This is a genomic window from Shimazuella sp. NTD247 (genome assembly GCF_059510415.1).
In genome coordinates, this window is record NZ_JCAJZU010000001.1 from 621,707 (window position 1) to 647,141 (window position 25,435).

The 25,435-nt window shown below is 36.4% G+C and carries 26 protein-coding genes and 2 pseudogenes; 13 read left to right on the plus strand and 15 right to left on the minus strand.

The features are described from left to right. Nucleotides 1-509 precede the first annotated feature (509 nt). Nucleotides 510-854, plus strand: coding sequence for a darcynin family protein (locus AC5WOC_RS03105; protein ID WP_496053916.1), 345 nt, complete (start codon nt 510-512; stop codon nt 852-854). A gap of 365 nt (nt 855-1,219) precedes the next feature. On the opposite strand, the gene AC5WOC_RS03110 is transcribed toward AC5WOC_RS03105, so the two are convergent. From AC5WOC_RS03110 to AC5WOC_RS03145, 8 genes are all read right to left on the minus strand, one after another. Continuing rightward, nucleotides 1,220-1,567 carry a hypothetical protein gene (locus tag AC5WOC_RS03110; RefSeq protein ID WP_496053917.1) on the minus strand — a complete coding sequence of 116 codons (348 nt, stop codon included), beginning with the start codon at nt 1,565-1,567 and terminating at the stop codon, nt 1,220-1,222. Between the two features lie 18 nt (nt 1,568-1,585). Further along, nucleotides 1,586-2,674 carry a peptidogalycan biosysnthesis protein gene (locus AC5WOC_RS03115; protein ID WP_496053918.1) on the minus strand — a complete coding sequence of 363 codons (1,089 nt, stop codon included), beginning with the start codon at nt 2,672-2,674 and terminating at the stop codon, nt 1,586-1,588. 306 nt (nt 2,675-2,980) lie between these two features. Beyond that, nucleotides 2,981-3,193 carry a hypothetical protein gene (locus AC5WOC_RS03120; protein ID WP_496053919.1) on the minus strand — a complete coding sequence of 71 codons (213 nt, stop codon included), beginning with the start codon at nt 3,191-3,193 and terminating at the stop codon, nt 2,981-2,983. An 80-nt stretch (nt 3,194-3,273) separates the two neighbouring features. Beyond that, the gene (locus AC5WOC_RS03125; RefSeq protein WP_496053920.1) at nt 3,274-4,839 is read right to left on the minus strand and encodes a Vga family ABC-F type ribosomal protection protein; all 1,566 of its coding nucleotides are present in this window, start codon (nt 4,837-4,839) and stop codon (nt 3,274-3,276) included. A 290-nt stretch (nt 4,840-5,129) separates the two neighbouring features. Further along, nucleotides 5,130-5,597, minus strand: a complete 468-nt coding sequence (locus tag AC5WOC_RS03130; RefSeq protein ID WP_496054160.1) for a GNAT family N-acetyltransferase — start codon at nt 5,595-5,597, stop codon at nt 5,130-5,132. Between the two features lie 380 nt (nt 5,598-5,977). Beyond that, a complete protein-coding gene (locus AC5WOC_RS03135) occupies nt 5,978-7,204 on the minus strand; it encodes an epoxide hydrolase family protein (protein ID WP_496053921.1) in 1,227 nt (408 codons plus the stop codon). Nucleotides 7,205-7,290: 86 nt separating this feature from the next. Continuing rightward, nucleotides 7,291-7,731: a MarR family winged helix-turn-helix transcriptional regulator gene (locus tag AC5WOC_RS03140; RefSeq protein WP_496053922.1), complete on the minus strand. Its 441-nt coding sequence runs from the start codon at nt 7,729-7,731 to the stop codon at nt 7,291-7,293. A gap of 288 nt (nt 7,732-8,019) precedes the next feature. Beyond that, on the minus strand, nt 8,020-8,199 hold the full coding sequence (locus tag AC5WOC_RS03145) for a hypothetical protein (protein WP_496053923.1): 180 nt from the start codon (nt 8,197-8,199) through the stop codon (nt 8,020-8,022). A 377-nt stretch (nt 8,200-8,576) separates the two neighbouring features. Between AC5WOC_RS03145 and AC5WOC_RS03150 the strand changes: the two genes are divergently transcribed. The 5 genes and pseudogenes from AC5WOC_RS03150 to AC5WOC_RS03170 all read left to right on the plus strand — a co-directional run bounded on the left by AC5WOC_RS03150 (nt 8,577) and on the right by AC5WOC_RS03170 (nt 13,079). Continuing rightward, on the plus strand, nt 8,577-10,055 hold the full coding sequence (locus AC5WOC_RS03150) for a spore germination protein (protein WP_496053924.1): 1,479 nt from the start codon (nt 8,577-8,579) through the stop codon (nt 10,053-10,055). 34 nt (nt 10,056-10,089) lie between these two features. Further along, nucleotides 10,090-11,283: a Ger(x)C family spore germination protein gene (locus AC5WOC_RS03155; protein ID WP_496053925.1), complete on the plus strand. Its 1,194-nt coding sequence runs from the start codon at nt 10,090-10,092 to the stop codon at nt 11,281-11,283. Then, complete coding sequence (locus AC5WOC_RS03160) at nt 11,280-12,368, plus strand: GerAB/ArcD/ProY family transporter (RefSeq protein ID WP_496053926.1); 1,089 nt, start codon at nt 11,280-11,282, stop codon at nt 12,366-12,368. Before AC5WOC_RS03155 ends, AC5WOC_RS03160 begins: the two co-directional genes overlap by 4 nt. A gap of 201 nt (nt 12,369-12,569) precedes the next feature. Then, nucleotides 12,570-12,764, plus strand: a pseudogene (locus tag AC5WOC_RS03165) (recombinase family protein); the annotation flags it as partial. Between the two features lie 21 nt (nt 12,765-12,785). Continuing rightward, on the plus strand, nt 12,786-13,079 hold the full coding sequence (locus AC5WOC_RS03170) for a DUF4158 domain-containing protein (protein WP_496053927.1): 294 nt from the start codon (nt 12,786-12,788) through the stop codon (nt 13,077-13,079). 578 nt (nt 13,080-13,657) lie between these two features. On the opposite strand, the gene AC5WOC_RS03175 is transcribed toward AC5WOC_RS03170, so the two are convergent. From AC5WOC_RS03175 to AC5WOC_RS03185, 3 genes and pseudogenes are all read right to left on the minus strand, one after another. After that, a complete protein-coding gene (locus AC5WOC_RS03175; RefSeq protein ID WP_496053928.1) occupies nt 13,658-14,005 on the minus strand; it encodes a putative quinol monooxygenase in 348 nt (115 codons plus the stop codon). 199 nt (nt 14,006-14,204) lie between these two features. Continuing rightward, nucleotides 14,205-14,828 (minus strand): hypothetical protein, encoded by a 624-nt coding sequence (locus AC5WOC_RS03180; RefSeq protein ID WP_496053929.1) that lies wholly within the window; start codon nt 14,826-14,828, stop codon nt 14,205-14,207. Nucleotides 14,829-15,077: 249 nt separating this feature from the next. Next, nucleotides 15,078-15,665: pseudogene (locus AC5WOC_RS03185) on the minus strand (IS110 family transposase); the annotation flags it as partial. A 299-nt stretch (nt 15,666-15,964) separates the two neighbouring features. On the opposite strand from AC5WOC_RS03185, the gene AC5WOC_RS03190 reads away from it, so the two are divergent. Further along, on the plus strand, nt 15,965-16,489 hold the full coding sequence (locus AC5WOC_RS03190; protein ID WP_496053930.1) for a helix-turn-helix domain-containing protein: 525 nt from the start codon (nt 15,965-15,967) through the stop codon (nt 16,487-16,489). Nucleotides 16,490-16,963: 474 nt separating this feature from the next. Here AC5WOC_RS03190 and AC5WOC_RS03195 read toward each other — a convergent pair whose 3' ends face one another. The 3 genes from AC5WOC_RS03195 to fabF form a co-directional block, all read right to left on the minus strand. Further along, a complete protein-coding gene (locus tag AC5WOC_RS03195) occupies nt 16,964-17,371 on the minus strand; it encodes a hypothetical protein (RefSeq protein WP_496053931.1) in 408 nt (135 codons plus the stop codon). A gap of 322 nt (nt 17,372-17,693) precedes the next feature. After that, the gene (locus AC5WOC_RS03200) at nt 17,694-17,870 is read right to left on the minus strand and encodes a hypothetical protein (protein ID WP_496053932.1); all 177 of its coding nucleotides are present in this window, start codon (nt 17,868-17,870) and stop codon (nt 17,694-17,696) included. A gap of 452 nt (nt 17,871-18,322) precedes the next feature. Further along, the gene (gene fabF, locus AC5WOC_RS03205) at nt 18,323-19,558 is read right to left on the minus strand and encodes a beta-ketoacyl-ACP synthase II (protein WP_496053933.1); all 1,236 of its coding nucleotides are present in this window, start codon (nt 19,556-19,558) and stop codon (nt 18,323-18,325) included. Nucleotides 19,559-19,674: 116 nt separating this feature from the next. On the opposite strand from fabF, the gene AC5WOC_RS03210 reads away from it, so the two are divergent. The 6 genes from AC5WOC_RS03210 to AC5WOC_RS03235 all read left to right on the plus strand — a co-directional run bounded on the left by AC5WOC_RS03210 (nt 19,675) and on the right by AC5WOC_RS03235 (nt 24,469). Beyond that, on the plus strand, nt 19,675-20,508 hold the full coding sequence (locus AC5WOC_RS03210) for a helix-turn-helix transcriptional regulator (RefSeq protein WP_496053934.1): 834 nt from the start codon (nt 19,675-19,677) through the stop codon (nt 20,506-20,508). Nucleotides 20,509-20,576: 68 nt separating this feature from the next. Beyond that, nucleotides 20,577-21,476, plus strand: a complete 900-nt coding sequence (locus AC5WOC_RS03215; protein WP_496053935.1) for a DMT family transporter — start codon at nt 20,577-20,579, stop codon at nt 21,474-21,476. 58 nt (nt 21,477-21,534) lie between these two features. Continuing rightward, nucleotides 21,535-22,041, plus strand: a complete 507-nt coding sequence (locus AC5WOC_RS03220; RefSeq protein ID WP_496053936.1) for a DinB family protein — start codon at nt 21,535-21,537, stop codon at nt 22,039-22,041. Continuing rightward, nucleotides 22,038-22,868 (plus strand): aldo/keto reductase, encoded by an 831-nt coding sequence (locus AC5WOC_RS03225; protein WP_496053937.1) that lies wholly within the window; start codon nt 22,038-22,040, stop codon nt 22,866-22,868. The genes AC5WOC_RS03220 and AC5WOC_RS03225 overlap by 4 nt, the downstream gene beginning before the upstream one ends. A gap of 10 nt (nt 22,869-22,878) precedes the next feature. Further along, a complete protein-coding gene (locus tag AC5WOC_RS03230; protein WP_496053938.1) occupies nt 22,879-23,910 on the plus strand; it encodes a glycoside hydrolase family 113 protein in 1,032 nt (343 codons plus the stop codon). Between the two features lie 7 nt (nt 23,911-23,917). Then, complete coding sequence (locus tag AC5WOC_RS03235) at nt 23,918-24,469, plus strand: GNAT family N-acetyltransferase (protein WP_496053939.1); 552 nt, start codon at nt 23,918-23,920, stop codon at nt 24,467-24,469. A gap of 72 nt (nt 24,470-24,541) precedes the next feature. On the opposite strand, the gene AC5WOC_RS03240 is transcribed toward AC5WOC_RS03235, so the two are convergent. Next, nucleotides 24,542-25,204 carry a TetR/AcrR family transcriptional regulator gene (locus tag AC5WOC_RS03240; RefSeq protein WP_496053940.1) on the minus strand — a complete coding sequence of 221 codons (663 nt, stop codon included), beginning with the start codon at nt 25,202-25,204 and terminating at the stop codon, nt 24,542-24,544. Nucleotides 25,205-25,435 lie beyond the last annotated feature (231 nt).

Consider the following 25,435-nt stretch of genomic DNA (forward strand, 5'->3'; position numbering starts at 1 on the left):
CCGCCAAATTTCAACTCACTCCACTATTCTTTGATCAGTTTATAACCCCCATCCATTGTTAATAGATCTGTCCCGTTATTGAAGGGTTATATTCCCCAAATTTGTAAGCCCATTTTAGAGAATGGATGTTGATCTCTGAATAGTCCTCACCTTATTATTTCTATAAGTTTTGACAACTCCATACGGCTAAAGGCGTTGGCTTCTTGGGATGATAGCCTCAAGACTATTTCATTACCAAGCTAACCCCGTGCGCCCCACGGTTTATGTTTGTTGATTTCTTCTTTGCCGCGAGCAAACTTGGTTTTCGTCTGTCACGACTATACATATATTATCATGGGAATGTTTGTTTGTAAGTTTGCTTTTTTCCAAAGGTTGAACTAGTGAAAGAAAATTCCTTACCCTCGTTCAACGCTCGCTTTCATCCCACGATTTAAACCGTGGGTTTTCTCGTTCGCAATGTTATAATAAATGTTATTCATTTACTAGCAACTGTACAAGGAGAAGAGATTATGAAAATTACTATGGTTGTATTATTAGAATTTTACCCCAAATGGCTCGCGCTGCCTCGTGAGGAAAGAAGAACCTATGCAAAAGATTTATACGATATTATTGATGAATATAAAAACACGGTCTCAGTTCGTTTTTTTGATGCAGAAGCATTACCAGGATCGAATTACAGCGACTTTTGCATTTGTGAAACCGATAATTTAAAAGATTATCATTACATGTGGGAACAAATCCGAGATACATCTGCATATTCACAAAGTTATTTCAAAATTAAAGATGTTATCATGGGATTGGAAAATGCTTACCAGCAGTTTGAGCAAGAGAAAAAGAATATGCCAAAAGAATAATAAAAACCCGCATCCTTCGTTTTGAAAAACGATATAAATATTTGTTCTTTTCTTTTAGAGTACAATGCCATTTTAATAGTGAAGTCTGTCTTAAGGACCTCAAAAATAGAAATATATAAACAATTCCGGTTACTTTTTGATCTGGCCAGTAGCTGAATTTGCGACAGGAATACTGCTCTAATCCGTCAGATAAATTCCATTTCTAATAATCCTAATTCACTTTTTTCGGGTCTGAATCTTCAAGTTAACCCGAAAAAAATAACGATAAAACCTTTGGTAATTAGATTTCATTGCCATTACACAGATGACTCAGCCATAATAAGAGAAAAGGTCTACAAAGATATTCTCTCTTTGTAGACCTTTTTTTACTTTTTAGACATCCCCATGGAAACTGGAGGATCGGATAATAAACTGGAATCTATAATCTCATACCATTTTTCTTGTTCCGTCCGCCTTGCTTCCCATGTTGGATCCTGGCTTTGAGTTCTTATTTTTTTTCGATACTCTCCCCAAGCAGCTTCGTTTTCAAATGTGACGATATGTTCTACACTGTGGACATCATATCCAATCGTTCGAACGTACCATTCTGTTTCAAGGATCATATCAAGGCCTTTGTAAAACCAATCTTCTCGAGATTTCATCCATTGCCAAAATTCTTTTTGATTTGCTCTCGCATATGCTGTTGGTCGAAAGCGATAAAACAAATATAACATCAAATCATCCTCTCTATTTTATCCAAACCAGGAAGAATCAAAAGCATTTAGTCGCGATGGAAATCGCGTCTGCCAAGATGCAACAAAGGCTTGATTGTGTTTCATTACTTTGGATTTTTTTATGAATTCTGATCGATCATCAGTCGGAATAACCACTAGAGCCAAAGGATATAAGTTAGCTCCTCTTCTCACTTTCGCCTCCCAAGCAGATATAGAAAGATGTATGTACTCATATCTGTGTTTGGCGGCCCATTCAACAGCTGCATAATTAGTAAGATTATAGTAAGAAAAAGGAGGTGCATCTTTTTCAGCTCCAAAATACCTTCCATAAAGCCAGTTTCGATGTTTATAGAAAATAGCAATTGCTTTTATAGCATCATGTACTTGCACGATGGATACAATAGCTTTGTCTTTCACTCCACTTCTTTCTTGAGCAGAAAAAACTCGATTCATCCAGTCTTTTCCTTCGCTAGAACCGTATTTTGCTCTCGTTTTGGTAATCAAATCGGCAGCGATCTCTACTAAATCTCTATCCAGGCCGACCCATTTTACTTTTGCATGATGCTGCAAAAAAGATCTGATTTCTTGCTTCCACTTTCTGAAGTCGTTGCGATTCACGTGATTTCCTAATTCATCTAGACCTCCGACAGGGACATGTACCCGAGCGTCAGCAGAATGTAATATAACCTGAGCAGCAGGATAACATGCTTGAATTTCGTTTGCTTCTTTCAAAGATAGGTATGGCCAAACAATGCCCGATAACTTTTGTTCCGAAGCATGAATACGACAAATATCTAATAAACTTTGAATAATGGTCTCTCGATCTTCTCCGTTTTTACAGATAATCGCATTTGATGTAACACGATGCCCGCCTAACCACAAAAAAGACTCATCCCATTTCCCAGGCAGATTTCCCATTAGCTCAGGAAGAGAGAATAGGCTGCTGCTAACATCCCCTTCCCAAGTCGGGATAACACCTACCAATTCGTCACCTTTTTTCGCTATAAAAATGGGATTTTCCCCATGTGCAATTTCACAAGATTGGATCCATTCGAAGCTGGAGTAGAATCCACCCGTTTTTACCAAAGCATTCCAATCATCTTGCATTAATTGCGACGATGTATGAACTATTCTCGTTGAAATAATACTTTTTTCATTTGAACAGCATATATTCTCAATGACAAATGCCTCCTATCGGTAGACAAGCATTTCTATTTGTTTTATAAATATAAAACCTTTATAAATAAAAGTAAAGCATTTGAATTTTGATAACTTTTGTAAAAAAAAGCCATCCTACCTACGGATGGCTTTTTTTATCTATTTTTTGATTTCAATTATACTCTGGTCCCGAGTAAGTAAGTTTCACCTACTCGGGCCTGTCAGGATAACTAGCAGTTATCCCAACAGTTGGGTTCAGCTAGAGAGACGCTGGACAGCGGCCTCGTACGCCTGCTTGGGAGTGGGCTTCTTCCCCTCATATTCCAGCGTAATGGCCTTCTTCGTCATTTCATGGAGCGCAGCGCCAGATGCAGCACGCTCGTTCTGCTTGAGCTTTTCGAGGTCATTTCCACCGACCTCAAGAACAGCTTCGACACCGGCTTCGAATATCTGATCGAAAAGAGACAACTTACTCTCCCTCTAGATGGGTTGAGTTAAACATATCACATTATTTCGACGAATAGATGTGGTAAATCACACCATCTCCGCTACATCTTCTGTAATTTGCGTTTTTCTTGAAGCAGCATTTGAAATTCCTTTTCTAATTCTTTCGAAGGTTCCATACTTAGCCTGCTTAAAACTTCCGTGATTCTTGTCTCAATAAGAAGCTTCTGATCTTCCTTCTCACTTTGTGTGAATGGCTGTGATTGTCCACTAAATTGTTGATAACTACCTTCAAATACAGTGATTTCCCGATTATGAATCGCTAAAATTCTAGTTGCAAGATTTTCGATAAAACGACGGTCGTGGGAAACAAAGATCACGCTTCCTTTATATTCTTTCAGTAATGTTTCGAGTGCACTTGCCGCTTCGATGTCCAAAAAATTGGTAGGTTCATCTAAAATTAGCGTATTAATGTTACTTAGAAACAGTTTTGCTAAAGCTACTTTAACACGCTCCCCTCCACTCAAAACTTCTACCTTCTTATGAACATCTTCCCGATAAAAATGTAGCCTTGCAAGCACCGTACGGATAAAGGACTTATCATGCTGTGAAGTGATGCTTACATTTTCTAATATTGTTTGGCTTGGGTTTACAATATTTAAATTTTGACTAAAATACCCGATTTTAACAGATGGAGATAAAAAAATACCTTCCGCTTGCTGAATAATTTTTTTGATTAAGGTTGTTTTTCCTGTTCCATTTGCACCGATGATTGCGAGTTTTTCTCCGCCGCGTATGTGAAAATTTGCTTTTTCCCATAGAAGGCGATCAAAAATGCGACCATCCACATCTTCTGCACGGATAATGACACGATCTCGAAAAACATCCTCGTTTGGTATATTCATTTTTAAAGGAGCGACTTCTTTTATTTTTTCTACCTTCTCCAATTTTTCTAAACGAGTTTCAATAGAACTCGCTGCCTTTTGCAATTTCTTTTGTTTTTTTGCAAAATAAGGTTTTGATTTTTTAGCCTCTATGGAACTCACTTTTTTCGGAGTCTTGGTTGCTCTTTCAGCTTTTCTTTCTTTTAGCTTCAATGCTTCCTCTAGTTGTTTTTTCTTTGTTTCGTATTTTTCATAAGCCGATTGTTTTTGTTGAATTTCCAGTTTCTTTTGTTCTTCGTAATAACGGTAGTTGCCCTTATATACTTTTACTTGCTTATCGTGCACTTCCCAAATCATCGTACAAACATTGTCTAAAAATGCCCTATCATGTGAAACAACCACAAATGCACCTTTCCATTGCATTAACTTTTTCTCTAACCATTCGATGTGTTCTGTATCTAAATTGGTAGTCGGTTCATCTGCCAATAAGATTTCTGGCGATTTTATCATTGCTTCATTGATATATTCTTGAGTTACTTCTCCTCCACTTTTTGTTGTTACGTCATTTTTGATTTGCGGAAGTAATTGGCACGAGGTATATGCAATTACTTTCCCTTCTTCGGGAGAAATTTTTTCTGCCAGTATATTTAGTAATGTGGTCTTCCCGCTCCCATTTGTACCAACTAAGCCAATTCGATCATTCGTACGAATTTGTAATTGATCTATTTCAAATAATAAACGATCTTGTATATAGTGTTTTAACTGAATTGCTTCCATTAATAACATCAAATCATCTCCCTTACTCCATACAAAAGGGACAAAAAAGCCCCCTATTCTTTATCAGAATAGGGGGCTTAATATAGAAAAACACCAAAAAAAATCACTTTGGGTTCAACTATAGATAACCAATCCTATTCTGAAAACATAATTGAAGATATACGTACAGAAAATGTCGTATAAACCTTCAATAAGTTGCTTTCGAAAATAGGATTAGTTAATCATCTAGTTGGGTCACCCTTCCGTTCAAAATAGTATAACCACTGTATATCATTTGAAAATTTTTGTCAAATCCATTCTTATAACGTTTTTACAAATAGGACTCTAGCTTCTTCTGCATCATAGTTACTATGTATTGAGATATCATTCATTTGTTTATCACCGTCTTCCAATAAAAATCCCATTTTTTTATGGTAAGCAATAGAGAGATTATTAGCAGGAGACGTGATACAGCGAACAAATTGAATATTTTTCTTTTTCACTTCATCAAAAAACGCTTGATACAGTCGTCTGCCATAACCTTTTTTTCGGTAGCTTGGTTCGACACCAACAAAATGAATATAAGCTTCTGTTTGTTTGCTTTGTGAAAAGAATCCAATTAAAAAGCCTATCATTTGTCCCCTTTCTTCGATTACAAAACTCGTATTTTGAAAATGATCGAAAAATAATCTGGGTAAAAGCCCTCTCATTTCTCGACCGCCCCACCAATCATTAACAACAGAAATAATAGCAGAATAATCGTTAGAAGTGAGATTTCTTATAATCATATGTGCTCCTTTTCGACCAGAAATAATGAACTTCTTTTCTTCTTCTAAATGTTTTTTCATGTGAGTTTCTTTTTGCTTGATCCAAAAATGAAATGATTGATAGAAGATCTATGCGAGACGATAATAAACATAATAATCATCCCATACAATCAATTTGTTCATTATCTGCACCTCTCATTACTGTTCAAGTTAGAACATAACGAGTTTTTAGGTTGTTAACATTCGGTGTTACATGTAATTATAACAAACAAACTCGTCTATGCTAGAGAACACGACGAGTTTTAGTTTTTTATCAAAGTATATTCAGCAGTTAGAACGATCAATGGTTTTTAGTTACACTAAAGTTGTCTAGTGATTAGATTAAAAACTGACACTAGGACTCATCGACATCCACGAAAAGTTCGACGCAAGTCCTCAACCCACCTATCTGGAATTTCCCAAGGGATGAAGTGTCCGCCTTGTTCATGAGCTGTAATGTTGACATGGTTATACCAGTGAGCACGATCACTGTCGAGGAAATCCTGTACGCGATCTTCAGTCGTGATACCAGGCGGATTTTCATAGCCCACGAAAGTTATACCAGTGGGTGCCTCAATAACAGGCCAGCGATTATGAGTGGGTGTCCATGGATAACGATTATTATTCGCATATACTCGTATGGATGTTTCAATGGTATTGTTTACCCAAAAGATGGTTGCATGGGTAAGTATGTCGTCCTTCGAAAAAACATTCTCAACATTTCCGTTATTATCACTCCATTTGATCCATCTTTCCAAAATCCATGCAAGCATTCCAACTGGGGAGTCACTCAATCCATAGGCAAGTGTACTAGGATCAAGAACATGTACGGCTAGATGGGAAGCAAATCGACGATCAAACTCCAAAATCTCTTCTTTCATTTTTGGAGAAATGTTGTCAGGAAGGATACGGCCTCTAGCCAAATTCCATGCATCATCCCCATTAAAAAAATTCAATTTCAGGGCAGATCCGATGTGTATTGCATAAAGATTGTCACTATATTTGTGTCCCAATTGACCAGTTACAAGCGCTCCTACATCACATCCTCCTGCTGCATATTTCTCATAGCCAAGAATATCAGTCATAAGGGTATGCCAGAGATCGGCGATTTTCCAAAAATTCATGTCCGGGTTACTAGGAAGTGGCGACGAAAATCCGTAACCAGGAAGTGAGGGAACGATCACGTCAAATGCTTCAGCTGGATCACTCCCAAATGCAACAGGGTTCGCAAGTGGATCAATGACTTTGGACCAATGCCAAAAAGTCCACGGCCAACCGTGGGATAGAATCAATGGTATGGGATTGGGACCCGTGCCTTGTTTCCGCATAAAGTGCACAGGAACTTCGTTCACATTTACTTTATAGTGTTCATAGGCATTGATCGCATTTTCGGCTTTTCGCCAATCAAACTGGTTCTTCCAATAGTCTACTAATTCCTCTAGATAATTCCTACTAACGCCATAAAACCAGTCGTCATTACCAGTATCAAGCGGCCACCTGGTATACTTTAAGCGGTTTTGAAGATCAGATAGTAACTCATCCGATACATAGATTGGACTAGGTTCAAGAGCAAAAGAAGCTGTTGCCACTAAAATTCCTCCTTAGACAATTAAATTTGTTAATAGGAATGTTTGTCTGTTATCTCAAATGAACAATAAAATGTAATCAGACTTAATTACGAATCTGCTCCCAGTTCGACCAAACGTTTCAATGCTGGCAATGCAGATGTAATTGCGTGTTTTTCCTCCGAAGTAAGCCCATCAATGAATTTCGAGAGCCGATCTATACGATCCAATCGACGCGATTCAATAACATCAGTGCCATGCGTGGTAATGTGTACCTGAACTACCCGGCCATCATTTGGATCTGGTAGACGCTTGACAAGTCCGTCTCGTTCAAGTCTGGTAACCAACTGTGTGATTGCTGATTGCGTAACTTGCTCAGTAGCTGTCAAATCCGTAAGTCGCATGGGGCTTTTGCGAGACAATGTGTGCAGAACGGAAAGTGTGGTAAAACTTAGTTTTTCAATCGATGGTAATCGAATAAGTATCCTCGTCAGATTTTCGATCACCATAGTAAAATCAGCGACATTGAAATCATAAGATTTAGGTTTCATAGCAAAATTATATCACTATCTTATATAAATCACTAATATAATTTAATTAGGGGTAAGGGAGCGAAGACCGATTTCGGAGCCATCTCCATTTAATGAAAAATGGAGATGAACACCGTTTAAATGGAAAATGCACCAAATCAAAAAGGATTCGGTACATGTGGTTTGAATGTATTTGCTAGATAGTAAGCCTCTTATCTAATTCAATTGGGAATTCACAGTATGGATTAATATGATTGTAAATAAGGTAATAGTTGTATGCATTTATTATGTAGATAAATGTCTCCGATATTAGCCTAGAGAAAGACCAATGGCAGCATTTTCGTTGAGTGTTCCAAAATAGCCGTAATTTCGGGCTACTTCAACAAAATGTTGCAAAGCTTCTGGATCAGGAGGTCCAGATGGTACAGTATCGGCTGGTCGCCCAATCTCATTGAAAAATCTCCCCATTTTCACTGTAGATGCGATCAAAAATGTTACATTTTCATTAGAGGAGTTTCTCCAAGTGTGCTTCTGGTTCCTTGAACATCAAAGGTATCGCCAGTTGAAAATACTGACCGAGATCCTCCCGACCAAGTATTGATTGGTTGCATACCTGAGTGGTGAAATTATTCTCTAGGAATATGCTTCTGTCTTTAAATATTTACTCTGTTGGACTCATTTATGCAAAGTATAAAGATAGAGTAATTAATGGCAAAATTTAATCTTCATACTAATTCAAAAAACTGATCTTCTGCAATAATCTCAAAAGTGTTGTCAGTAGCGATCCAAAATACAACCATTTAAATGAATATAAAAAAATCAAAAGGAAAAAATAACGCAATGATTTTTAATGGGGGATATGCAAATTGATACGTAGTCGGTTAAAAGGAACACACAAGAAACAAATACCACTAATTCACGACTTGACCGAATCATCGTCCTCAGATGATCTTCTTTCCGATAATTTAAAACAGAATGAAGTAGTTCTCAAAAAAGCATTTCAGAACTGTTCAGATGTTGTCTTTCGTACGATACCAGTAACAGATGAACATTTTATGCTTTTGGTATATATAGATGGATTAATTGATGCAAGATCATTAGAGCAAAATTTTTTAGAGCCACTCTTGATGGTAAGACAGAATAAAGAAAACTTTCGGATGACCGATTTAGAAAGTTATCCATTTAGTAAAATTCAAAAAGTGAATAAACAAAATGAGTTAGTTAAAAAAGTGCTAAAAGCAAACATTGCAATTCTAGTTGATCATGATTCTACTGCGCTTGTTACAAGTTTAGAAGATATAGAAAAACGACAAATACAAGAACCACGTAATGAAGCAGCAATTAGAGGACCTAGAGATGGATTTACAGAAAATTTGCGGGTTAACACAACATTATTACGAAAACGAATCGTAACAACTGATTTTAAAATGGAGCCCTTTTATATTGGGGACGTAACTCAGACAGAAACGGTAATTGCTTATATAGAAGGGAGAGTGGATACATCTGTATTAGAGGCGGTGAAACAACGTATTCAAAAAATAAGCAAGGTGGATATTATTGATTCTGGGCAAATAGAAAATTTTATTCAGGATGATCCTTTTTCCCCATTTCTTCAGATCTTAAATACGGAACGACCAGACGTTGCTACTGCGTCTCTACTTGAAGGAAAAGTAATTATCATTTCTGACGGAAGTCCATCTGTACTCATTCTTCCCATTACATTCTGGTCTGGATTGCAGGCAGCGGAGGATTATTATGATCGTTATATCTTTTCTATTGCCCGAAGATGGGTACGCTATATTATGATGACGATTTCCCTTATGTTGCCTTCTATCTACGTCGCTTTAACTGCTTATAATCCGGATATGCTACCAGAAACATTAATGACAAGTATAGCTACCGCAAGAGAACGAACTCCTTTTCCTACTTTAATTGAAACATCACTGATGGAGTTTATTTTTGAAGGTTTACAGGAGGCTGGAGTACGATTACCTGGACAATTAGGTCCTCTTGTCGCGATTGTTGGTGCTTTGGTTGTAGGAGAAGCGGCAGTACGTGCTGGAATTATTTCTGCTCCTGTAGTGATTGTAGTGGCCATAACTGGGATTGCTTCCTATACCTTTCCAAGATATAGTTTTAGTCTTCCTTTTCGTTTACTTCGGTTTTTCTTATTATTTATGGCGGGAATAGTAGGCATTTATGGTGTAGCGGCAGGTTTAAGTATTATCCTCGTTCATATGCTAATGCTGGAATCATTTGGGACCCCTTATTTTTTTCCTATAGCACCATTTGACTTTAAACAAATCAAAGATGTAGTACTTCGAAAACTTAGTTGGAAGAAATAAAATTATCCATTTCATTTTTAGAGGGGACAGCGAGGTGAAACGAACAAACTTAATCCTTATCATGATACTTTTTTGGGGATGTTGTCTACCACTAACCGGTTGTTGGGATATGGTGGAACCCAACCAGCGTGCCTTATGGTTAGGTTCAGCTATAGACGAAACAGAAAATGGACAAATTGAGGTAAGTGCACAATTTGTTGTTCCAGCTGGAGTTGGTGGTCAAACAGAAGGTGGAGCAAAGAAACAAAAAAGCTCGTTTGTCCTTTCTGCCACTGGTGGTACTATTTTTGAAGCATCAGAACGAATTCAAGCAAAACTACCTCGGAAATTGTTTGCAGGTTATCGGAAAGTTATTTTTCATGGTGAACGCTTCTGTAGACATAATTTTAGAAAATGGTTAGACTATTCTGCTCGGATTCCGACACATAATAATCGAGTAGAAGTATTCTTGGTCAAAGGATCTGATGGAAAAAGCCTGCTTAAACAAGAAACCTTATTGGAACAGTCCTCTACTGAAACAGTCACAAAGAGTATGAAGTTCAAATATATCAAAAACCGATCCACTGATTTTCGTACGTTCTTAGCAGATTTAATGAGTGAAGGGACCTGTCCTACGATGCAAGCGATCCAAATCAATCAAGATAGTGTAAACACAGATAAGGAAAAATCCATCCAAGTAGATGATATTGGATTATTTAACAAAGAACCTAGACTAGTTGGATATTTAAAAGGAACCGATGCTACAGAAGCTCTGTGGATAGCTGGAAAGTTATCTTCTCTTCCTCTAACTCTGACTCTTCCTAAAGACAAAAGTAAAATATCGCTAAACGTTACAAAATTGCAAAAACAATTAAAGTCAAATGTAAAGGGAAGTAAAATTCTAATAGACGTAACTCTTTCAGGGGAGGCAAGTATCGTAGAAAGTCACTCATCTCTTAATCTTGCCGACATTCAGACACTACGTGAAGTAGAACACATGGTTAATACGAGTATCCAGCAAGATACACAACAATTGATTAAAACGGTACAAAATCGTTACCAAACGGACATTTTTGGTTTTGGAGAAGATATACATCATAAACATCCTGATTCATGGAAAAATCTAAAAACCAAGTGGCAAACCGTATTTCCCGACATAGATGTTCGGACAAAAGTTAATGTAACAATAAAAAATAGTGGATTTAAAGGGAATAATATACCTTTCCAAGGAGGTCTAAATATATTTTGAAGATCACTGGATGGCAAATGTTTTGGCTTGTATTTTTTTCAGGATATACATATTATGCCGTAATTCCAGCCCTGTTGTACGCCAAACAAGATGCATGGATATCCTTAATTATTGCCACGTTTTTCATTGTCCTCTTCAGTTACTTCTTAGCGAAGCTAAGTCTGTTATATCCAGATAGGACCATTTTTGAATTTAGTCAAATCATTTTAGGTAAATGGCTAGGGACTGTTATGGTGGTACCCTATTTTTTCACATTGTATATACTCATTCTTTCATCTATGCGTGAAATTACTGGCTTTGTAAACCTCGGAGTATTACCAAATACTCCAATATGGTTTTTGTATTTAATCATGATTTTAATCATGGCCTATACCCTTTTAAAGGGAGGTCTAACAGCAGTTTCTCGTCTTAGTGAATTTACAGGTATCTTATTTTTTATTGTTACTTTTGGAGTGTTAATACTCAATCTACAGGGATTTGTATGGGATCGTATTCTCCCTATCTATACTGATTCAGGTTGGCAAAAGATTTTAAAAGGAACATTCGTTTCCGCTGCATTCATGGGGAGAGTTGCACTTCTCCCTATTTTTATTATGCCATTCCTTTCAAAACCGAAAAAAGGAATCCGCTGGATATTGTGGGGTACAGGTTTCATTTCTTTCAATCTAGTCCTTAGCGCGATGACCTTTATCTTTCTATTTGGATCTAACTTAGCGATTAACCTAAACTATCCTATCTATACCTATGTGAAAATGATTTCCGTTGGAAATTTTATCCAAAATCTAGATGTCTTAGCAGTTCCTGCATCGTTTTTCATGCACGTGATATTTTTATCTTTGCATACCTACCTATTAAGTCATGGACTAGCAAAAACGATAAAAATAGAAAATGAAAAAGTTGTATTAGTTGTTGTTCTTTTCTTAATTAGTATAGGCGTGATAATAATTCCTAAAATAGGTATGACCACAAATGCCCTTTCTGCAACGAGTTGGTATCCTTACCTCATAATCTTGGATTTGATCGTCATTCCGTTGTTATTGTGCGTTGTTTATTTATTCAAGAATAGAACCAAAGCACTTCATTAATTCATTAATAAATACTTATGTTTAGTTTCATGGACACCACTCAGTTAAGCGTTAGAATACTTTCGACAGAACGTGTCCAGAATGAATCGAAAAAGATGCAATAAAGATTTCAAAAAAACAGTAGGAATTATACCACGCTGTCACCAAGTGAAATTGAATTATAGCAGATAAATGTTGGAAAGAGGTATTTCTTATGTTTAAAAAGGTAAACATTTAGGACGACCTAAGCTTAATTTACAGACTTCTTCCCATGAACAACGCCAATTATTAGACTCTCACTATCCGAAATGGAAAACCAAAGAAATCACAGGTGTTAAATTCATGAAGTTACTTGGTTTGAAAAAGAACTCATTTTATAAGGTGATGAAGGAATTTGAGATTGAAAGGTTTTCTTGATTTGGTAAACCTCTTGTTTTATTGAGACATTTTCAGATATGGCAGTTCTGTTATTCATTTTCTTCTGAGAGAATACATCATGAAAAACAATGGGAATTAGATGAACTGATTGAGCATTTCACCTTAATCGAGCCTGAGAAACAGTTGATAGAAAGCAAATACTCCAATTCACGGCTTGGTTTTGCTGTACTGATGAAGTTTTTTCAGCATGAAGCCAGATTTCCAGCAACACCCAGTGATATTCCTAAAGCAGTGATCCATTTTATCAGCAAGCAACTGAAAATTCCGTCGGACATGTTTGAGCAATATTCTTGAAACTCCAGAACAATTAAGATTCATTGGAATGAAATTTGCAAGCTATACAGCTTTAGTGAAGGAACACTTCAAGATGAGAAAGACATTACCCATTGGTTGCAAGAAAAAGTATTAGACTATGCACAAGAGTTCGAATCTTTAAAGGAAACTGTATATGCTGAATATAGACGTCGGAAAATAGAACCTCCTGCTGATAATCAAATTGTTAATAAAAGACTAACTTATATCCCTTAGAGGGGTAGAACGTTAGTCTTTTTTGTGGTTTTTATTCTTAGCGGGGAAAATTCGTGTTCTGACAGCGGAACCCCCTGATCAACATAAAAATCTCCCTTCTTTTGATCATTAGGGAGAATTTCTCACGGGATGATAGGTAGGTTCTCAAAAGATGGGCAGAGTTTAACGCTTACAGTGTGTTATCTATGAATATATCATTTCAATAAATAGCATACACCTAACTTAGGCTAGTTTGCTTTGATCTCTTTCCATTACCAAGATTCCTCCTTGTTAAATAGTAACTCACTCTCGTGAGATAAAGATTTATGTACAGTCAATTCTCCTCTAATATAAACTAATCAGAATTAAGAATAGTGCTTTCCTAAAGTAATCGTCGTCCCCCACTCACCAATAGAAGTAAGGAAAAACAGTTCCCTATTCAATAAAAACTCAGCCGCTCTTGTGTATGGTCCTTGGCGATAAGTCTTTGTTTCTTCTTCAGCCAACCAAGTTTCCTTGGAACAGTTCCAAATCTCATAGAACATAATTTCATCTGGATTATCTACATTCTCATGAACGATTCCATTTACAAATGTAGGTTCTTTTGACATGGTATCAAACAGTGGCTTCAAGTTATTGAAGAAATCCTGTTTATTTGAGTTTGGTTTTAATTGAAATCGCGCTAAGATAATAACTTGTTCATTGGTTGTCATTATACCAACCCCCTATATTATAATTTATTTCGTTTGGTCACCTTAGCAATTTCCTTTTATTAGATATTTATATAAAATATCATATGAACATTTTATAATAATATAAAAACAATCATTGTCAGGGTATTATTTTTACTGTGTTACTGTCCAACTAATACTAATGTTATTGATGGATTATTGCTAAAGTTAATCCTGAGACTTAAGACTTATTGATAAAGATTACCACAGATTGTATCACTCCATTACAAATGTTCACAAAGTCCTGTCCGGTAATCATTTCAGGGTTTTCAGATGGTCCATAAGTCCAATTAAATCTCACTTTACCATGATGTTCATCTAAAGAATTTGAAATTAGAGTAAACCTAAATTGAGAAAACTTGCTCTGTACCTCATCAATCAATTTCATTAAATCATCATGTCCAACAGCTACATCCGGATAGAAAGGGTCATAGACACTGCAGTTTTTCGAGTATATTTCACTGATGGACATTCTACGTGTTTCACGGTTTGTATCACTCCATAGCTGAAGATGTCTATTCATAAGATGAGTGACCTTTTCCATAATTAATCCTCCTATTGGATACTTAGTTCTAATCTGATTAGGAAGGAAAATCACTTTACTCCTTCGTTTCCTTTTCATTTGATTTTTTACCCTAATTACAATCACATAAAATATAAAACAACTTTCTTTTCTTAACCTTTCCAAAAAACCTTTAATAATACCTACCTTTGTAAAAGAGTAAACATAATTGCTATTATGTTTCATTTGTACTGGTGACAGGGTTCTTACCATAGACCGCAAAGTAGCTGCTTTTTTGTCCATTCCCTCGATAGACATTACAGGAATTGGACATAATCTTGCGGACTAGAGCAGCAACCCTGTCACTACCCCTATAGGATCCTTGAATCTGGAAAAGGAAGGCATACCAAACAAGCCTATAGTACCATTAGGGTGGAATCGAAGTTATCTCGAACTACCTCCATACCTTGCTAAGGGATATGCAAAAATGCGGGATTTATCCAGATTCCATTAATTGTCTGTTCTCGCTCATGAATTAAACTCGCGAATGAACTACCCCCATCCGGTTTGGAATTGGTGTGAACAGAGACCTTGAAGAACCTTCTCCAACTGGTTCAAACTCGCTTTAGCAAATGCTTTTGGGGTTGGAAATGCCCTTAAAAACTGAATAGTAGATGGTTGGTTTAACCGACAAAAGCATTTTAAAGCCCGTGGATAGTAGCTTTTTAGACAAGTGGTAATCTGGTTCTCCATTCGAACTCGTGAAGCTACCAAGGTTTCTCGATCTCGAACAAGGATGTGCAACTCTTTTAGTTCTGAACTATCTATTCGAATGGGTCGATACTGATGCCCATCCGTACGAATTAAGTCTGCCAAAACTCGTGCATCTCTTGTGTCGTCTTTTGCACCTGCAGGAGAAAAACGGTCACGTGCACGGTCCACACTTTTCGGATTAATCGAGTAGACCATGCAGCCTACAGCATGTAAGTATTGGATAAATAAGTGATTGGAGGTTTCGGCAGAAATGATCACGTTCGAAAGATCCACCCCGAAGGTTCGAATTTCTTGTAGTATCCCTTCTGGCGAGTGAGGAACAATAAATTCTTTCCGAATGTCACCAGAAGAATCTAGAATACAGACATCATGTTTATGTCAGCAAGATCAATTCCTATAAAATAGTTCATGAACATCCTCTCCGTTTGTCTATTGGGTTCATCTACCGTTGCGATGGCCTCGTAGATTCGGTGTATGACAACACTACGCCCTAAAGATCGTCTAATAGGTAGATAGTAGCAGTTTGGGGGATTGGTCTTAAGGTAGCAATGATCGGAGATCTCGCAAGGAGTGATTGAATCTCCCCAAAATGTACCCTGTTTTTATGTTAGATCAGGCTTTATGCCATATTTATAAATGATATTAACCTACGAGGGGTGATATGGATGAAAATTAACTCGGAACAACAATACAAAAGAGAGAAGAAAAAATTAGAGCATTTAGAGCAACAACGTAAGGACATTACAGAGGATTTAACTAATCAGGGTTACGATCAAACAAAAATCGAAATTTCACTCACGGCTATTAACAAAATTTATTACTCTTTAAAATATGACATTGAAATGTATGAAAAAGCGAAACAAGGTGATTTTGATCAAGAAACAGTCACCATGAGTCAATTAGGATCTTTTTTGATTAAAATACGTGTCTACAAAGAAATTACCCAAGAACAGTTGGCTGAGAAATTAGGGGTTTCTCAGGTACAAATTTCGAAAGATGAGAAATTTGAGTATCAAGGGATTGGAACCACAAAGTTGAATCGGATCCTTCAAGTATTAGGAGTAGAAAGATTAACCATAATCTCAAAAGAGGATTATCCACCTCAGTATTATGATTGGTTGGAAAAACAAAAAGCTCTTCAGGAAATAGGTAGTATAAAAGGAGAAATATCATCAACTAAAGTCGGATAATGAAAAGCTCAACCTTTTCCGTATTTTAGTTTCCATAGATCTAGCCACCTACAATTCCGCTATATGGCTCTCTGTTCTAGGTAACATATTACCATATTGAATTAAAACGAATTTATTACAAACCTATGGATTTAAATTCTTTATATTATTGTGGTCACTTCTCTGATTTTAATTAGCATAAACATATTATCTTTTGAGTTTAATACCTTATGTGTAAAACATAGTTAAGAATAATACAGCAGTTGAAAGAATAACATAAAGGAGTATTTCAGAAGATTTCCCAGCTCTCTCAAAAAGACTTGACCTCTATTATGCGCTTAGAGATCAAGTCTTTTTCTTTTGTCCAATGAGGGGGAGTGAGACGGTTCGTGCTCTAGTTCGTCAGATAGATTCCATTTACTAGGCGTATGATACCAAAATCGGTCTTCGCTCCCTCTACCCTATTAATGGTACACCAAAGCAAATTTGTTTAGTCTAGTTAGCTAGAGAATACGGGTTAACATAGTACGTAGACCCAGAAGTATTATTGGTAAATTTCAAGTAGTAGTAGCCTCCATTTGGAGTGTACCATGGACCACAGTAGAAGGAAGATTTAGATGTATAGGAATTACCAATACAAGAAGCTACAACTTTATTATCTGATTTCCTAATCAATTCGATTTTGGTCGAAATGGTTTTCGTTGCCCACTTGGTACCGCGTAAATATACCTTAGTTTTGGGTACGTAAAAACTTGTTGTTTTAAAGTAACCAGAACCATTAACTTTAACATTACCAGACCAATAAGTAGCTGCATAGGTGGTTTGGATTTGTACAAATAGAGCAGCAACAACGCAAAGAGACAGAGCCAACAGTATTTTTCCGAAACGTTGAGATGATTGCATCTGTTCATCCCTCTCCTGATAAATATATTTACATTTTAAATATAAACTATTATATCTCTCTTTTGATAATAGAAGTATTTACATTTTTATACATTCCCCAATATTTTCTCAAACTGTGCTTCGTGACACGGATGCTGATTCTAAGTTTTATTGCCCATAATGCTTATTCTGATTTCCTGTTCCACTGCTCCCTAATGAACCATTTCGAGGGGATATGCAAAAATGCGGTAATTTCATCATGAGACGGTTCGTGCTCTAGTCCGTCAGATAAATTCCATTTGTTGGTCAAATTGCGCTTTATGACACGGATGCTGGTTTTAGTTTACAAGAAGAATTCGCCTAAAGATAAATGAGGGCGACCTAGTAAAGATATATCAATTCCCTCATGTCCGAAACTCTGTCTTACATCAAAAGATAGCCCTATCGCTTCCTCATGTTCACCTGTTAGCGACTTGAATAAAACAAATGTATCATTTTTATTCAAATTCAATTGTTCCATTTAAATGCTCCCATCCTTCAAATTGAGGCCTGTGTATAACGAAACGTCTAATACCTTTCTGTAATGTATTATCAACACAAAATAAGTCCCAGTTACTCGAAATGGTGCTAGTTAAAGATAATAATGCGTTTATATTTTTATTTGGGAAAGGAGGTAAAGGAATAGTACCATCAATCACCATTTGCACATTATAGAGCTTGTTTGCCAACGTACCTATCAGTTGTCATGGTCCGAAAAACGTTAATTATCCTTAGCAGCACGTACGTTTCGCGACTTAATTATCGAGCATTTCGCTAAATGATAGAAATAAACAAGTAATAAATCAATCTTAATCGAGCTGAAAATCGGGATTTTATAGTGTTTAAATGCTTAACGGGGAAAATCTTCGTTTTGTTCTTGGTATCCTATAAATAATTTGGTTTTAGTTTTTAATACAAACTTGTTTGCTTATATTATTCGTATTTTCTCATTGCAATGACTGCATTGTGTCCCCCGAAACCGATGGAATTCGATAAACCAACTGTAACATTCATTTCTCTAGATTGATTTGGCACATAGTCCAAGTCGCATTTAGGGTCAAAATTTTCTAGATTTATGGTAGGTGGCACTATCCCGTCTTGGATTGTTTTTACAAGTGCGATAGCCTCTAACCCGCCAGCTGCTCCCAATGCATGCCCTGTCATTGACTTAGTAGCACTGATCGGAATTTGGTAAGCAAAGTCCCCTAGTAACTTTTTAATTGCAAGTGTTTCAGACAAGTCGCCGACTGGTGTACTCGTAGCATGTGCATTGATATAGTTTATATCTCTTTCTGATATATTAGCGTCTTCGATTGCTAATTTCATCGCTTTATAAGCTCCTACTCCTTCTATATCCGTAGCAACCATATGATATGCATCAGAAGTAGCTCCATAACCAATTACTTCCGCATAAATTTTAACACCTCTATTTATTGCATGTTCCCAAGTTTCTAATATCAATATACCTGCTCCCTCTGATGCAACAAATCCATCTCGGTCCTTATCAAATGGTCTGCTTGCCTTCAATGGATCTTCATTTCTCGTTGATAATGCTTTTGCGTTTCCAAAACCAGCTAGTGCTAAATCAGTAATAGCAGCTTCTGCCCCACCTGCTATTACTACATCTGCTCCTCCTCTTTGTAATAACTTAAAAGCTTCTCCAATCGCATTATTACTAGTAGCACAGGCTGTAACATGGGAGAGCGTCGGACCAGTTAAGCCGTTGAAAATACTGACTTGAGCGGCAGCCATATTCGCAATCATCATTGGAACCAAAGCAGGATTCACACGCGAAGGACCTCTTTCGATCATCACTCGGTGATTATTCAATATTGTCTGTATTCCTCCAATTCCAGAACCAATATATACGCCAATTCGATCTCTGTTTTCTTTTTCTAGTTCCAACTGTGCATCTTCGATTGCTTGTTGCGAGGCTGTTACTGCAAATTGACAGTAACGATCCATTTTTCTTGCTTCTTTTTTGCCTAATAACTTTTCAGGATCAAAATCTTGTACCATTCCAGCGATTTTTGTCTTCAATTCCGAAGTATCGAACTCTGTTATTTTTCTAATTCCCGATACACCTTGTTTCAAATTTTTCCAATAAGTGGTCAAATCGTTCCCAATTGGGGAAATTACCCCCATGCCAGTAATGACTACTCGTTTCATCTTTTATCCTCACTTCTTTTTTCTTTTATCTTGTCATATCAGGTTAACCTAGTACAAGTTGTAGGTTATACTAGTATAAAAAATGCTAGGATACACTCCTACTAAAGGAGATAATCATGGAAGAAAATATTCGATTAAAAGCGTTGTCTGAATTTTTAACAACACACCGCTCTAAATTAAAACCTCAGGATGTAGGTTTACCCTTTTTTGGAAGAAGGCGTACACCAGGGTTGCGCAGAGAAGAAGTAGCGCAGCTTGCAGGCATAAGTACGACATGGTATACATGGTTAGAACAAGGGAGAAATATCCGAGTTACACCTTCTGTTCTTGCAAGTATTGCTTCGGCCTTACAATTGAATGAAGAAGAAAAGAAATACTTATTTTTTTTAGCACTAAATGAGTCTTCCTTATCAAATAAAGAACAAACTCCCATTATCAATCCAGGAATGAAACTCATCCTTCATCAAATGCATTATTTCCCCACGATTATTTCTGATCGAAAGTGCAATATTATTGAGTGGAATGAAGCAGCATCAAGTGTATTTCTGAATTTTTCACAAATTCCGCCGGAAGAGAGAAATATGATTTGGTTATTATTTACCAGAAGAGAATTTCAGATGTTAGCAGTTAACTGGGAGGATTTCACTAGAGGATTTTTATCTTTGTTTCGATCCTATTACGGAAAATATGTAGGAGACCCATGGTATAACCTTTTTATAGAAAAACTATCAACTAATAATGACTTATTCTCTAACCTATGGCATCAAAATGACGTGAGCTCATCTCCTGAAGTTTTTATTGAATTTCGACATGCTAGGGCTGGAAAACTACTATTCGATCTGACTTCTCTTGATATAAAAGGCGATACCGACTTGCGCTGTAGTATCTTCACTCCTTCTGATGAAGAGACGACATCGAAACTAAGGAGAATGGTAGCTCAGATCAAATAATAAAGTATTTGAATATATATATATTTTTATGTTATTCTAATAGAAGTTTTGAAAACGAGGTGGAAAAAATGTCCAAGCGATTTTTGCCGGAAATATTGCTTATTTCTGTTAGTTTTGTTTGGGGAATCACCTTTGTAGTAGTTCAAGATGCAATCCAGCAACTTCCACCTTATTCTTTTTTATGCCTGCGTTTTTTTGTTGCTTTTCTCTTGTTATGGTTGATTAATAAGTTGTTCATAAAAGAAAATATCTGGCAAAAAAAAGCTATTGTCGGTGGAATAATAATCGGTTTTTTTCTATTTCTTGGATTCGCACTACAAACTTTTAGTTTACTTTATACTACATCAGGTAAATCTGGATTCTTCACAGGAATGAATGTTGCGTTTGTTCCATTTGTCACCCTGCTCTTTTTTCGTCAACATATGAAACTACCTACTATTGTCGGCGTTGTCTGTTCGATAATCGGTCTCTATTTCTTATCTGGTTCTATCGTTGGTATGAACATCGGTGATGTTCTTGCTTTAAGCTGTGCAGTAGCATTTGCTATACAAATTGCACTAACAGGACAATATACGAACAAGCTCTCTACGTATGCTTTTGTTATCTGGCAATTTCTTACTGTTACCATTTGTAGCGGCATCTTATCACTATTTTTTGAATCCGTTCAACCAGTCGTTTTAATAAAACCATTCGTAGTGACTGCCATTTTAATAACATCAGTTCTTGCAACAGTATTTGCTTTTGTTGCACAGACCATTGTCCAAAAAAAAATCTCTTCCACTCGAGTGGCAATTATATTCACATTAGAACCGGTTTTTGCTGCTTTAGGAGATTATCTGGTAAATGGAATTACCCTAACTCCAATCGAATCCACTGGCTGTTCATTTATTATTCTTGGAATCTTATTAGCTGAGATACCTTGGAAATTTCGAAAAAAAGAACCTGTGACCCACATGAACCTAAAGTAATTTAGGTTCTTTTTTTCAAAAATACTATAATAAAAATATTAATTAAGGAGGGGAAAATTTGACTAACCATCATAAAATACGTGAGGATATCTGGAATGCGGTTGACCATTTATCTGATGAACAACTGAACCAAACCGAGTCTCCCGAATGTTGGAGCATTGCCCAAATCTTAGAACACTTATATCAAATTGAGACGAACATCACCAATAAAATAGAACTCGCCCTAGAAAATGAGAGTACACTAATAGCTGTGGAAAAACCATTACAACTCATGCTTAACCGAACAAAAAAAATAATTTATCCTTATCCAGTAAACAATAATAACCAATCACTTGGTGTGCTAAAAGCGAATTTAAAAAAATCTCGAGACAATTTCGATAAGCTGATTGAGAAAATTAGTCCAGAAGATAAAAAACAAAAAACGATGACCCATCCTATATTTGGTGAAGGTATGAATCTAGAACAATGGATAGCGTTTGTAGGTTTACATGAACAAAGGCATTTGCAACAGATTGAAGAAGTAAAAATGCATTTACATTTTCATACTGGAGGTTCCGAAGAATGACAGATCACATTCGATCCACTACAACACTTGCTAATGGAGTTAAAATGCCTTGGTTTGGTCTTGGAGTATACAAAATCCCTGAAGAAAATGGTATGGGTGCAATCATCCAAAAAGCATTGGAATATGGATATCGCAGCTTTGACACTGCTTCGCTATATCAAAACGAAAAAGGATTAGGCGAAGCTCTGCGGAAATCAAATTTCTCAAGAGAAGAAGTATTTGTCACCTCAAAAGTTTGGAATACAGATCAAGGTTATGAATCTACTTTAAAAGCATTTCATGACAGCCTTGATCGATTACAAATGGATTATTTAGATCTATATCTTATTCATTGGCCCGTTCCAAATCTATATGCAGAAACATGGAAAGCTTTAGAAACACTATACCGCAAAAAAAAAGTGAGAGCCATTGGAGTTAGTAACTTTCACATCCACCACCTGCAAGATATATTCGATTCATCAGAAATCAAGCCAATGATAAACCAAGTGGAATACCATCCGAAATTATCCCAGACGGAGTTACTAGCTTTCTGTCAAAAAGAAAAAATTCAAATGGAAGCTTGGTCTCCCCTAATGAGAGGCAAACTTCAAGACAATCCTACTTTAAAAAAAATTGCAAAAAAACATAACAAAACAGTGGCACAAATTATTTTACGCTGGGATCTGCAAAATGAGGTAGTTACGATCCCAAAAACATCAAATCTAGATCGAATCGCGGAAAATGCCAATATTTTTGATTTTGTATTATCAACCAAAGATATGGAAAATATCCATAATTTAAATGAAAACACCCGCACAGGACAAGATCCAGACAACTTCGAATACTAGGTGGTACATCGTGCTGAAGTACAAAGGAATTAACTATGATGTTGGAACATTTACAAGAGGGCAAAGCAAACCTTCTTCCCGATCAATTTTCGAAGAAGAATTAGTAAAAAAAGATATGTACATCATTAAACACAAATTACATTGCAATAGTGTGCGAATATCTGGTCAAGATATTGATAGATTATTTCTCGCAGCTCGAACTGCAATTGATCAAAACCTGCAAGTATGGATTTCACCTAGTTTTATAGATGCAACAGATAAACAATTACTTTCCTATTTACAAAATTGCGCCAAAGCTTTTCATCCCTTACAACAAAAACAAACAGATATGGTTTTTATCATTGGTTGTGAACTTACCTTATTTATGAAAGGATTCATCGAGGGAGAAACTTCTTTCGATCGAATAGCTACTGTTATGAGCCCTTGGAAACTCCTCATAAGCACATTAAAAAAAGGATCATTTCACAGACGATTAAACCAATTTCTTAATAAAGCTAGTAATCATGTAAAAGAGCATTTCCATGGAAAAATCACATATGCTTCTGGTACTTGGGAAAATGTAAATTGGGACATCTTTGATTTTGTTGCAGTTGACTATTATCGAGAAAAGCACAATCAAAAATTCTATCAAAACAACTTGCAGAAGTATTTCACCTATGGAAAACCCGTTATTATTACAGAGTTTGGATGTTGTACCTATCAAGGTGCAGAAGAAAAAGGAGGATATGGTTGGGCGATTGTGGATTGGACAAGTAAACCTCCTAAATTAATAAAACACTATCATCGTGATGAAAAAACACAAGCAGATCACATCATCGAATTACTTTGTATTTTTGACCAAGAAGAGGTTTCAGGAGCTTTTGTCTTTACATTTTCTATGCCCAAATACCCGTTCCATGAAGAATCAATCTTTGATTTGGATGTGGCTAGTTATGGTGTGGTAAAGATATTACAAGATCAAAAAACATGGATTCCGAAAAAATCTTTTTATGTACTAGCAGATTACTATTCAGATAATGATATCAATTCAGAAAAGAAGTGATCTATTCATGTTAGCATCTGATGCAATTTTTATTCGTCCCTTTACCATTGATGACACAGATGTACTTTATGAATACTGGATAAATAATAGAGAATTTTTGACTCCCTTTGAACCGATTCATCCCAATTCCTTCTTTACAAAAACAGGACAACAACACTCGATTCAAAAGGCGATAATGGATTGGGAAAATGACTGCGCTTATAGCTTTGGTATTTTTCAGCACAACGAGAACCAACTCATTGGAAAAATCTCATTGAGTAATATCACACGTGGAGCTTGGCAAAACTGTACAATTGGGTATTCGATATCAGAAGATTTCCAAGGGAAAGGCTACATGACCGAAGCAGTAAAGCTGATATTACATTATGCTTTTGAAGAAGCAAGCCTCCATCGTGTACAAGCAGGAGTGATGCCACGAAATATTGGATCCATAAAAGTGTTAAAAAAAGCCGGTTTCCTTTACGAAGGATTGTCCAAGTACCATGTGAAAATAAATGGTGTCTGGGAAGATCATGAAATGTTTGCGATTACAAAAGAAACTTGGGATATTAGCAGTTAAAATACGTACCGCTAAAACGAAAATGGTGCTACTCCCCATCGGAAATGGCACCTTATCGTATGATTTATCCTCTCAATCCATCCCTTTTATCCCATGTAATATTACTTCAACTGTCCATTTTAATTCCTCTTTTTCTTCCCCAACTAATAATGAATCGGATAAAACATTTCTAGCTAATAGAAATCCAAATACTTGAGAGATTATCCCTCTTATTAAAACAGGTGTCGGTAAATCATTGCGTATTTTCCCTTTTTGCTTTAATTGATCGACTTTCTCTGAAACAGTCGAAACAACATGTTTAGCAACATGTTGTTTCAATGCATCTCGCAAATCTTCATGAAATAAACCTTCAACCAGTACGATACGAATTGTTTTCCAGTTTTCTTCAATTAATTGGACCCTGTCTTGTATCAATCTTTCTAAAATAATTTCAATCGGCTCGTCTTGTTCCAATATTTGAACGAGTGTATGCAAAATAAACGGACTAGCAAACCGGGCAATAGCTGGGACCACTAAACGCAATAATAGTCCTTTTTTTGAACGATAATGCTTAAATATAGTTGCTTCTGCAACACCAGCTAGTTTTGCAATTTCATTGGTTGTTGTACCATTGTATCCCTTCTCTGAAAACAATTGGATTGCAGATTCCAGTATCTTTTTTTGTTTCTCCGTCAGTTTCTTCTGATTAAAATCAATCTCGTGCTGCTCTGATATTTCCTTTATCCATTCATCCATTTTGGTATCTCACCTTCAATCAATCATGACTATCGAATAATCATATCATACTCAATTGTTCAGATGAAACGAACTGCAGATATGATGTTCTTGCATATCGAAAGTGAAAAGAAAACAGTTTATTGACAGCTTGCTCATCTCTTGTATTTCTTTATTTAACGAGGTTGTTGCTTTTGTCTGTAGGATTATTTCCATTTTGTTGGTCAGATCACATTTCATCTTTCGATAGCT